Annotated in this window: 12 protein-coding genes; 6 read left to right on the top strand and 6 right to left on the bottom strand. The window is 69.4% G+C overall.

Translation table 11 applies throughout. The annotated features are described in order from the left end of the window. Nucleotides 1-34: 34 nt before the first annotated feature. Nucleotides 35-1084, top strand: coding sequence for an esterase/lipase family protein (locus tag EPD65_RS04370; protein WP_131581939.1), 1050 nt, complete (start codon nt 35-37; stop codon nt 1082-1084). On the opposite strand, the gene EPD65_RS04375 is transcribed toward EPD65_RS04370, so the two are convergent. The 6 genes from EPD65_RS04375 to EPD65_RS04400 all read right to left on the bottom strand — a co-directional run bounded on the left by EPD65_RS04375 (nt 1081) and on the right by EPD65_RS04400 (nt 5658). Beyond that, nucleotides 1081-1320 carry a histidine kinase dimerization/phospho-acceptor domain-containing protein gene (locus EPD65_RS04375; RefSeq protein ID WP_131581940.1) on the bottom strand — a complete coding sequence of 80 codons (240 nt, stop codon included), beginning with the start codon at nt 1318-1320 and terminating at the stop codon, nt 1081-1083. The two genes, EPD65_RS04370 and EPD65_RS04375, sit on opposite strands and share 4 nt — an antisense overlap. Next, entirely contained in the window at nt 1320-2012 is a 693-nt protein-coding gene (locus EPD65_RS04380) for a response regulator transcription factor (protein ID WP_243640441.1), read from the bottom strand. Before EPD65_RS04380 ends, EPD65_RS04375 begins: the two co-directional genes overlap by 1 nt. A gap of 35 nt (nt 2013-2047) precedes the next feature. Then, nucleotides 2048-3838 carry an Ig-like domain-containing protein gene (locus EPD65_RS04385; RefSeq protein ID WP_131581942.1) on the bottom strand — a complete coding sequence of 597 codons (1791 nt, stop codon included), beginning with the start codon at nt 3836-3838 and terminating at the stop codon, nt 2048-2050. 24 nt (nt 3839-3862) lie between these two features. Next, complete coding sequence (locus EPD65_RS04390; RefSeq protein WP_131581943.1) at nt 3863-4429, bottom strand: S24/S26 family peptidase; 567 nt, start codon at nt 4427-4429, stop codon at nt 3863-3865. A gap of 67 nt (nt 4430-4496) precedes the next feature. Continuing rightward, a complete protein-coding gene (locus tag EPD65_RS04395) occupies nt 4497-5042 on the bottom strand; it encodes a TasA family protein (RefSeq protein ID WP_131581944.1) in 546 nt (181 codons plus the stop codon). Between the two features lie 205 nt (nt 5043-5247). Next, on the bottom strand, nt 5248-5658 hold the full coding sequence (locus EPD65_RS04400) for a (deoxy)nucleoside triphosphate pyrophosphohydrolase (protein ID WP_131581945.1): 411 nt from the start codon (nt 5656-5658) through the stop codon (nt 5248-5250). Between the two features lie 75 nt (nt 5659-5733). On the opposite strand from EPD65_RS04400, the gene EPD65_RS04405 reads away from it, so the two are divergent. The 5 genes from EPD65_RS04405 to EPD65_RS04425 all read left to right on the top strand — a co-directional run bounded on the left by EPD65_RS04405 (nt 5734) and on the right by EPD65_RS04425 (nt 10801). Continuing rightward, nucleotides 5734-6129, top strand: a complete 396-nt coding sequence (locus EPD65_RS04405; RefSeq protein WP_131581946.1) for a hypothetical protein — start codon at nt 5734-5736, stop codon at nt 6127-6129. A gap of 129 nt (nt 6130-6258) precedes the next feature. After that, entirely contained in the window at nt 6259-7542 is a 1284-nt protein-coding gene (locus tag EPD65_RS04410; RefSeq protein WP_131581947.1) for an HNH endonuclease signature motif containing protein, read from the top strand. 264 nt (nt 7543-7806) lie between these two features. Continuing rightward, entirely contained in the window at nt 7807-8223 is a 417-nt protein-coding gene (locus tag EPD65_RS04415; RefSeq protein WP_131581948.1) for a DUF6318 family protein, read from the top strand. A 385-nt stretch (nt 8224-8608) separates the two neighbouring features. Then, nucleotides 8609-9049 carry a hypothetical protein gene (locus EPD65_RS04420; RefSeq protein WP_131581949.1) on the top strand — a complete coding sequence of 147 codons (441 nt, stop codon included), beginning with the start codon at nt 8609-8611 and terminating at the stop codon, nt 9047-9049. 102 nt (nt 9050-9151) lie between these two features. Further along, nucleotides 9152-10801: a M4 family metallopeptidase gene (locus tag EPD65_RS04425; protein ID WP_131581950.1), complete on the top strand. Its 1650-nt coding sequence runs from the start codon at nt 9152-9154 to the stop codon at nt 10799-10801. Nucleotides 10802-10826: the final 25 nt, after the last annotated feature.

Consider the following 10826-nt stretch of genomic DNA (forward strand, 5'->3'; position numbering starts at 1 on the left):
GTAACCACCGTCACGGTTGGCAGTTGAAGACAACATGCTCCTTCGCCGCGTGATGTCCGCACTCACCGCAGTCCTGGTCCTCGCCGGTCTGTCGACCTGCATGCCGTCGGCGAACGCGGCGACCAACCCGGCCGCGCCGTACGCACCGCTGACCCGGCAGGGGCCGGCGCTGAGCGTGCCCGGGGCGACGATCAAGGCGGCGATGACCTGCCACGGCAACCCGAAGGCGGGTCCGCCGCCCGTCTACCTCAACCCGGCCACGAGCGTGACGGGCGCGGAGAACTACCAGTGGAACTGGGAGAAGGTCTTCACCGCGCAGGGGCGCTACTGGTGCACCATGACGATGCCGTTCCACACGTTCGGCGACATCCAGACCGCGGCGGAGTACATCGTCTACGCGATCCGCACGATGTACGCGCAGTCGGGTCGCAAGGTGACGATCCTCGGCCACTCCCAGGGCGGCATGAGTGGCCGCTGGGCACTCCGCTTCTGGCCGGACACGCGTGCGAAGGTCGCCGAGGTCATCGGCATGGCGCCGTCCAACCACGGCACCAAGTCGCTGCCCGTCTGCGGCCTCGCCAGCCTCACCACGTGTACGCCGGCGGTGTGGCAGCAGCAGGCCGGATCGACGTTCCTCAAGGCGCTCAACTCGGGCGCGGAGACGTTCGCCGGCATCGACTACACGAACATCTACACGAAGCTCGACGAGGTCGTCACGCCGTACGACGCGGGTGCGCTGCACACCGGCGGTGGCCGCATCGCCAACATCGAGGTGCACTCGGTCTGCGCGGCCGACCCCTATGAGCACGTCATGATGGGCACGGTCTCGCCGGCGGTCTACGGCATCGTCATGGACGCGCTCGACCACGCCGGTCCGGCCGTCGCGACCCGCGTCGACAAGAGCCTGTGCAGCCGCCTCTACATGCCGGGCATCAACCCGCTCGACGTGGTGTCGTTCGCGCCGTTGCTGACGGGCGTGCCGTCGCTGGTCACCACGCCGCTGCCGATGATGACGCTGTCGGGTGCGCCGATGGTGAAGGCGGAGCCGCCGCTCCGCTGCTACGCGTACGCCGCTGGCTGCTAGCCGAGCAGCCGCCCGATCAGCTCGTCGAGCCGACCGGTGGCGTGCCGTGCGTTCGCGACGAGCGCGGCGACCTCGGCGTCGTCGAGCACAGCCGGCTCGGACCCCAGCAGTTCGAGCGACGCCATCAGGCCGGCGAGGGGATTGCGCAGGTCGTGCGCGAGCTGCTCGTGCGCCTGGTGCATCGCCGTCAGCCGTGACTCCAGCTCCGCGATCCGTTTCGTGTCCGACGAGGCCATCAGGCGATCCCGTCGAGCCGGAACCCGACGCCGCGGACCGTCGTGATCAGGCCTGGCAGCCCGTGCGCCTCGAGCTTCTGCCGCAGCCGCGCCATCGTGACGTCGAGGGTCTTGGTGGAGCCGAACCAGTTCTCGTCCCACACCGCATCCATCAACGCTTCGCGGGTCACGACGGTGCCGCGCCGCGCGCAGAGCTCGGCGAGCAGGTCGAACTCCTTCTCCGTCAGGACGATCTCCAGCGCGCCGACCCACGCGCGACGGGCGTCGCGGTCGATGCGCAACCCCTCGATCTCCAGAGCAGGAGCCGCGGGGACGACAGCCGCCCTCGTCGTACGCCGCAGGAGCGCGCGGGTGCGCGCCTGGAGCTCTGCGAGCCCGAAGGGCTTGGCCAGGTAGTCGTCGGCGCCGACGTCGAGGCCATCGACGCGGTCGAGCTCGGAGGAGCGGGCGGTCAGCATGAGCACGCCGCCGTCGTACCCGCCGGAGCGGAGGAGGCGGCAGACCTCGAGGCCGTCCATGTCCGGCAGGCCGAGGTCGAGCAGCACCAGGTCGATGTCACCGTCGGCCACCCGCTTGAGGCCCGCCGAGCCGGTCGCGACCCGCTCGACCTCGTGTCCCTCGCGCGTCAGCGCACGCAGCAGGGGACCGGCGACGTCGTCGTCGTCCTCCATCACGAGCAGGCGGGCAGGCACGGGCAGAAGCATATTGACCGACGGCCGGCCCCACGTCAGAAGTCACGATCAACGGCGCCCGTCTCGCTGACGGGCGTGGCTGCGCATGAGGATCCGGTGGTCGACGTCGCCGATGTCGACGGCATCCAGACCATCGCGTTGGGGTTACCGCCGCGCAGTCCGCTGCCGCTTGCGACGGTGCCGAGGGTGACGATCACTTCCGTGGCGGGCGCACCGTTCACGGTCACCGTCGTCGCCGTGAGGGTGGCGTTGAAGGTGATGGTCTTGTTCGACTTGATGTACTCGTCCTTCAGGTTCACCGAGCCCAGCGGCAGCACGACGCCGCTGCGCAGGACGTCGACGGTGTCGCCCTTGTTGCCCAGGCCGAGGACGTTGCCGTCGCGCAGTCGCAGCTGGACCGCGAGCGAGCCGCCGGTCCATCCGGTGCTGATCGAGCCGGTCTGCAGGAGGCCGCTGTAGGTCAACTGCAGCTGGTCGCCGGCATCGAGCTTGCCGGCGGACGCGCCGCCGTTGACGGCCTGCACGTCGTACGCCCGGAAGGGGCTGTTGTCGACGCGTCGGCTGCTGACGACCGAGGAGATGGTCGACGTGGTGTGCCCGTCGAGCGCCACTGCCCGGAGGTCGTAGAGCCCATCCGCGACGCCCGTCGTCACCCAACTGCAGGAGTACGGCGCGGTGGTGTCGGTGCAGAGGTCGGTCCAGGTCGATCCGCCGGAGGTGGCGCGCTGGATCTTCACGTTGACGATGCCCGCCGTCGAGGAGGCGTTGGCGTTGATGGTCACGGTGCCGCTGAGGAAGGCGCCCGGGTCCTCGACGGAGACGGAGGTGACGGTGTTGTCGACGACGCGGTTGGCGATCGCGGTCGAGGTGGTCGTGTTACCGGCGAGGTCCGCGGCGACCGCCCGGAAGGAGTACGTCGCGTCCGCCACCGCCGTGCTCGACCACCGGCAGGTCGCGGTGTCGCCCGACGTGCAGGCGGTCGTCCAGGTGGAGCCGCCGGAGACGGCGTACTGGAAGGTGACGGAGGCGAGGCCCGAGCCGGCGTCGGAGGCCGTCGCGGCGAGGGTGACCGTGCCGCGGAGCGGGGTGCCGGGGTCGGTCATGGTCACGTTCGGCGCGACGTTGTCGACGGTGATGTCGGTCCAGACGGCGGAGGTGTAGGTGCTCACCCCGACGATGGCGACCGCGCGGAAGTCGTAGTCCTGGCTGGTCACGCCGGTCGAGGCCCAGCTGCAGGAGAGCGTGCTGCCGAGGCCGGAGCAGGCGGTCTTCCAGTTGTCGGCTCCCGCGACGGAGTACTCGATGCGTGTCGTCAGCGATAGCAGTCCGGCGTTGTAGACGTGCGCCGAGAGCGGGACGTTGCCGCGCAGCGTGTCGCCCGGGTTGTCGAGGACGACGAGGAGGTTGTTGGCCACGACGGTGCTCACGCTCGACCAGGCCGACACGTAGCCGGCGTTGTCGGTCGCACGGGCGCGGAGCGTCCAGCCGCCGTCGGCGATCGCCTTGGTGTTCCACGAGCAGGTGTACGGCGCGGTGGTGGCCGTGCAGAGCGTGGTCCAGGCGCCGCCGTTGGGCAGCGCCTCGAAGACGACGCTGGCCACGCCCGACTCGGCGTCGGAGGCAGTCGCGGTGAGCGTGACCGTGTCCTTGACCGGCGAGCCCGGGTCGGCGAGCGACGCCGTCGGCGGCGTCCAGTCGGAGGCGGCCTGGACGGAGGCCGTCGCGGCCGAGCTCGCGGCGTACGTCGCTCCGGAGGTGGCCGGCATCCCGAACGTCGCCGCCAGCGCGAGGCTGAGCAGGGCGACCAGGGTCAGGATGCGGTGCACGGGTCTCCTCCTCGGAGCGGGTCTTCAGGTGGTGGCGTGGGGGAGTGGCGCGTCGGTCCCGTCCCCGGAGCGGGACCGACGCACTGCTCCCACCAGTTCCCACGCCGCGAACAGCGCGACGACCGCGGCCGGCAGGCCCACCACGAACCGGCGTACGCGCGGGTCGGCGAGAGCGATGAGGGGTCGCCCTGCGTAGGGCACGTGCCAGGCGACGCGGTTGACCGTCGGACGGACGAGCTCGAACTTCCACGGATCCGGATCGGGGTTCGCATCGCCCTGCGTGCGCAGGACCTGCAGGCCGTCGGGGGAGGTTCCGAGGGCGATGATCCGGTGCGTGACGAGGGAGTGCGTCCCTGAGTCGGCGGGCGGAAGGTAGGTGATGATGTCGCCCACCTCCAGGTCGCCGACCGGGACCTCCCTCTCGAACACGATCGAGTACTTGTCGATGGTCCCGGTCATGGAGCCGCCCGTGATGACGTAGCGGTCGTAGCCGAGCAGCGCCGGGGCCACGAGGAAGAGGCCGGCGGCGAGCTCGAGGAGGAGGACGACCGCGCCGAGCCATGCGGCCGGCCGGCGGAGTGCCTTCGTCATCGGGGGCTCCTGGGCTGGTGAACCGGGAGGAGGCGCAAAGGGGGATGGGCGGCCCCCTCCCGGTGGATCACTGGTTGGTGGTGGCGCCGTCGAGCTGGATGGCGTCCCAGCGGTACGTCGCGTTGGCGGTCTTGCCCTGGTCGGCGTTCGGGGCGTCCTGGACGAGCTTCACCGTGAAGCGGTACTGGTGCGCGTCGCCGGCCTGGTAGGTGCCGAGCTGGTTGGCCGCGCCGTCGACGAGGCCGCCGAACGTGCCGTCGTACACCGTGGTGGAGCTCGTGACATCGGTGATGGTGAGCTGCAGGTCGGCGCCGCTGGTGCCGCCGAAGCCGTTGGCGGAGGAGACCTCGGTGAGGCTGAACTTCGCCGGCAGCGACCCCGTGTTGGTCAGGGTCAGCGTGCCGTTGACGGTGTCGCCCGGCTTGATGTTGGTCAGCGAGAAGATCGCGCTGCCGTCCTTGGAGTTGGACTGCGTCAGGGTGCCGGCGGTGACGGCGCTGATCGTGTTGCCGGTCGTCGAGGTGAACGTCGCGCCCGACCCGACCGCGATGCCGCCGGCGATCGCGAGGGTGGCCAGGGGGACGAGGATCTTGGTGCGGTTGCTGCTGGACATGGGTTTCCCTCCCGTGGTGACGCGCTCTTCCGCGCTGGTGTTCACACGCTATGAATGGGCGATCCACGAGTTCGCCACCCGAATCCCACAGGAGGGCAACCGTTCGGCAACAGAGAACTCCGGGCGGTCACGGAGGGCCCTGCGCCCGGGTGAGGGCGGGTCTTCCGGCCTGTCCGATCAGCCAGACGGCCGTCAAGACAATGGGTCAGAAGGCCATGCCGACCAGGTGGACCGCCGGGACGTCGGCGGGCGCCCAGATGAGCGCGGCCAGGTCGTGTGGTGGGCGCCAGTCAAGGGCGGCGTGCTCGTGCGGGCGCGGCTCGACGTTGTCCGCCAGCGTGCACCAGTACGTCGTCAGCGTGACGGTGACGGCGTCGTACGCGTGGGTGGTCGTGGTGACCTCGTCGCCGACCGTGATGTCGCAGCCGAGCTCCTCGCGGATCTCGCGGCGGAGGGCTGCTGCCGGGCTCTCGCCGGGCTCGACCTTGCCGCCCGGGAACTCCCAGAGTCCTTCCTGCGCACCGGGTCCTCGCTGTGCGCACAGCACCTGCCCGTCGCGCACGATGACCGCGCCGACCACGGTGACGTGGCGGCGTTCGAGGTGCGGTCCGGGCATGGGGGAAGGCTAGTTGTCCACAGGCTTACGACGGGGTGGTGGCGTGGTTGGCCGTGGCGGCGCAGGGTCTCGGCCATGGAGATCCCGACGCTGTTGCCGCCCGACCAGATGCCACCGATCGTTGACCAGGCAAGCCTCGAGCACCACTGGCGCGCCTTGATGGGGAAGCTCGGATTCGGGCGACCACGCGTGTGGGTGCTGCTGATCCAGCGCAGCCGCGGCCTGATGGTGAGCGAGGTCGATGAGCTTCCGCTGCGCCCCGAGGACGATGCGGCGTCGGGGCTTCGTCACGTCTTCGGTTCGTTCGACGGCGTGGAGCCGGCGTTTCTCTACTGCCGCCCGGGCTCGTCGGCCCTGTCGGCTGCGGACCGGGCGTGGGTGGATGTCCTCGTGGCTGCGTCGGACGCGTGGCCGGTGCATGTCGCCAACGACGTCGAACTGCGCGTCGTCGCGCCCGATGACCTGATCTGAGGGGGCTGGCTCGGGCCGTCGCGGTGCTCGCTCTGGCCCGATCGGCCCGGTTTCCGTCCACAGGAAAATGGCTCTGACCTGCGGAAACACCATTGACATCGAACGGGTGTTCGATGGATAATTGTGGGTATGGACTACTTCTCGGGGTCCGGGCATGAGGCGCCGTTGGTGGCGGCGGCGCATGCGCTGGATGAGCAGCTCAAGGCGGTGGCGGGTAACGACCCGACGTTCTTGAGTGTGCTCGAGAAGGAGGATCTGCTGCTGACGCTGGTGCACGTCAAGCGGTCTGTCGAGGGGTTGTTGGTCGACACCCTTGCGGTCGCGGGCGACGTGGCCGATGAGCATGGGGCCCGTTCGGCGGGTGCATGGCTCGCCGCGGCGTCGCAGGAGTCGGCCGCGGTCGTCGGGTCGTTGCAGCGGCTCGCGGTCGACGGAGCGCGGTTCCCCGAGGTTGTTTCCGCGCTGCGTGCCGGCCGGATGTCGGTGGCGCACGCGGATGTGGTCCTGCGGGCTGTTGATGCGTTGGGCGGTGACGTTTCGCAGGAGGTCCGGGCCGAGGCGACGGAGCACCTGGTGGGCGCCGCGACGGACTTCAGCCCGAAGGAGCTGCGGCGTCTGGGTGATGGTGTGCTCGCCGCGATTGATCCGGAGGCCTTCGAGGATGCGGAGCGGGCCAAGCTTGAGGCCGAGCTGGACAAGGCCCGGGCCGCGTCGCGGCTCACGTTGCGTTCGGCGGGCGATGGTGTGACCAGGGTCAGCGGGGTGCTGCCGGATTCGGTGGCCGCGCGGCTGCGGACCTACCTCGAGTCGTTCTCCGCACCGCGGCACGACGCTGCGAGTGGTGCGGCGACCGGTGCTGCTGAGACGCCGTCGAGGTATCTGGATCCGGTCACGGGCCGCCGTCTGACGCACGAGCGGGTGCTGGGTGAGGCGTTTGCGGCGATGCTTGAGTGCCTGGACGTCGGTCGGCTGCCGGTCCATGGTGGTGATGCGACGCAGGTGGTCGTGACGATCGACTGGAAGGACCTGCTTGCGGGGACTGGTGTCGCGATGGCGGGTGGCGAGGCGCTCCCGGTGGGGCAGATCCGCCGCCTGGCATGCCAAGCGGGCGTGCTGCCGGCGGTGTTGGGTGGGCGGTCTGAGGTGCTGGATCTGGGGCGTTCGCGGCGGTTGTTCAGCAAGGCGCAGCGGCGGGCGATGGGTCTGCGGCAGTCCTCGTGTGCTTTCGAGGGATGTGATGTGCCGGGTCGGTGGTGCGAAGCGCACCACCTGGACCCCTGGTCCGCAGGCGGGCAGACGGATCTGGCGCGGGGTGTGCTGATCTGTCCGCGGCATCATCACGTGGTCCATGACGAGCGGTATGTGGTGTCGCGTTTGCCGGGTGGGGCGATGTCGGCGGTGCTGCAGCGCTGAGCCGCTGAGCCGCACTGTGGAGGAGCACTTCCCGGGTTGGGGTGGGTCGGCTTACGGTGCTGGGGCGTGCCCTGGTCCTGGGGTGTGCGCTCTCGGGAACCAAGGACGGCCCTCTTCATGGCTCTTCATCGACTGACCGCTGCTGCCGCAACTGGCGTGCTCGTGCTCGGACTCGCTGGTTGTGGTGGTGATCCGAAGCCGTCTGCCTCATCGGCCACGCCGACCCCGACTGCCTCGGTATCCCCAACGGGTCCGGTCGCCCCGGTGCTGCCTGACCTGGCCAAGCGTGATGACGCGATTGGTGCGAAGGCGTTCGTGAAGTACTGGTTCGCTGTCGCGAATCATGCGATCGCCACCGGCGACACTGCGCCGCTGGCAGCAATCTCAGCCAAGGACTGCGGCAGTTGTGATGCACTTGCGGCTTCGGTTCGGAAGTCCTTCAAGGATGGCGGCCACATCGATGGAGGCGCTCTTCATGTGGTGGGGTTGGAGCTCGACCCGCGCTTGAAGCCTCCGTTGTTTCGGTTTGCGCTCCGGCTTCGGCAAGACCCGAAGCGAGTGCTGAACCCTGCGGGAATGGCGGTCACCCGGGAATCTGGCGCATCAGCCTTGTTCTTTGTCGCAGCGCGCCGGGTGGGTGCTGCATTCGAGTTTGTCGGTATGGAGCGCATCGATGATTAGTGGCGTTTTCGCGCTTGCGATTGCGGTGGGGCCGATATCTGAGACGGATTCAAAGCCGAATCCGGAGATATCAACAGGTTCCTCCCCGGCATCCTTCTATGGAACCGGCACCGAGAGCCTCGCCGGGATCACGTCGCCGACAGACAACGTGACGACGCTCTCGACCTCGCCGGACAGCGCATCGCCATCCCCACCGCCTTGCGGAACAGGTCTATCGGTGGGTGCGTGCACGCCGGTCACTACGTGCGAGCCGTACGCTGCCTCGCCCACTGGGTTCTTCGAGGTGACGGCGTATGGATATAGCGCCGTCAACAGCGACTTTGAGATCGGCCCGCCTTGCACGCCGTCCTCCGCGGAGGCCGTGAAGCCTAGTCTTCCGGCCCTGGTGCTCCACGCGTTCCAGCGGGTGCCGCTGCCGCTGTCGGAGCTCAGCATCCAGCCGCCGAAGGGCAAGACCCTCGTTGGGTTGGAGACGATCTTCTCCACGAAGGCAGCGCCGTTCACGAAGACCTTGACGCTGCTCAATCGACAGGTGCAGCTGAGGATCCGGCCGGCCAGCTTCGTCTGGCACCACGGTGACGGCACGACGCAGCAGACGGATTGGGCGGGCAAGGCCTGGGACCACGACAGTCCCGATATCGACGGCTACATCACGCACGTCTTCGAGCACGCTGGCACGGTGCGGCCCAGCGTGGAGGTCACGTGGGAGGCCGACTATCGCGTAGGCGCCGGAGCGTGGCAGCCGGTCAACGGCACCGTCACGCGCCAGGGCCCGAGCACCGATCTGAGGATCGTCGAGGGCCAGCCTGTCCTCAACGGCTACTGACGACGGACCTTTTCCCCAGCCGGGGTTGCCGCATCCCGCGCCCAGGGACAGAGTGGCGGGGACTGGTGGCACTCGGGCCGCCGGCAGACCAGGAGTCACTTGATGTTCCGGATCAGTTCGTTCTCCCGCTCGTCCGTCACGGTCGGCCTCGCCACCGCCGCCCTCGCGTCTCTCGCACTGACCGGCCTTGCCGGTCCGGCCGGTGCAGCGTCCAGTGACGGGGGCTCGGCTCCCGGAGCCGACGCGATCGCCACGCGCGCTGTCGCCCAGCTCGCCGACCACCCGCGCGCTGCCCGCGCCTCGAGCGGGCTCACGTTCACGGTTCGCCAGGTCCAGTCGGACGCCGACGGAAGGTCGCACGTGCGGGTCAACCGGACGTACAAGGGGCTGCCGGTGCGTGGCGGCGACCTGATCGTTCACGAGGACGCCAACGCGGCGTACGACGGCGTGAGCCAGACCCTCGCCGCTCCGCTCGACCTCGCCACGACGGCGAAGATCCCGAAGGCCCGCGCCGAGCGGGCTGCGGCCACGCGTGACGCCACGACCGCGAAGATCCACGGCTTCGACGCACGCGACGCCACCCTCGTCGTCGACACCCTGAGCGGAGCGCCGAGGCTCGCCTGGGAGGTCCGCAGCGTCGGCACGTACGCCGACGGCACGCCCAGCTCGCTGGTCAGCTACGTCGACGCCGCCACCGGGGAGGTGCTGCGCCGCGAGGAGAAGATCGAGACGATCGACGGCGACGGGCAGTCGCTGTGGTCCGGCCACGTCCCCTTGCAGGTGTCTGCGTCCGGCTCGTCGTTCGTCCTCAAGGACCCGACCCGGGGCGGCACCTACACGGTGACCGTCAACAACACCCAGGACGGGGCGCTCTGTGGCGGGCTGCTCAACCTCGGCGTCGGCTGTGCCAAGGAGGCGCAGCTGACCAGCCCGGACACGAGCTGGGGCGACGGCACCACCGCGAGCAAGGAGACCGTTGCGGTCGACGCCCAGTACGGCACCAACGCCACGTGGGACTACTACAAGCAGGTGCACGGGCGCGACGGCATCTTCGGCAACGGCACCGGCTCCTACAACCGGGTCCACTACGGCAAGAACTACGTCAACGCGTTCTGGGACGGCAAGCGCATGACGTACGGCGACGGCAACGGCACGACGTACGGGCCGCTGGTCTCGCTGGACGTCGCCGGGCACGAGATGTCGCACGGCGTCACCGAGCACACCGCCGGTCTCAGCTACTCGGGGGAGTCGGGTGGTCTCAACGAGGCGACGTCCGACATCTTCGGCACGATGGTCGAGTTCCACGCGGCCAACGCCTCCGACCCGGGCGACTACCTGATCGGTGAGCAGTTCGCGCTTCACGGCACGAAGCCGCTGCGCCGCATGGACGACCCGGCGACCGACGGCCACTCGGCAACCTGCTGGTCCTCGACCGCCAAGAACCTCGACGTCCACTACTCCTCGGGCATCGCCAACCACTTCTTCTTCGTGCTGGCCGAGGGCACGGGTGCCCGCACGATCAACGGCGTCGCCTACAACGCGCCGAGCTGCGACGGCACCCAGGTCACCGGCATCGGCCGCGACCAGGCCGACCAGATCTGGTACCGCGCGCTGACGACGTACATGACCTCGGGCACCAACTACGCCGCCGCGCGCACCGCGACCCTCAACGCAGCGGCCGACCTCTACGGAGCCGGCAGCCCGCAGCAGAACGCCGTCGCCGCAGCATGGAGTGCCTCCGGCGTCCAGTGATCCGATGGCCGTGGTGCGGGGCCGG

Origin of the sequence: Nocardioides jejuensis (genome assembly GCF_004337475.1) — a bacterium.
GTDB classification, from domain to species: Bacteria; Actinomycetota; Actinomycetes; order Propionibacteriales; family Nocardioidaceae; genus Nocardioides; species Nocardioides jejuensis.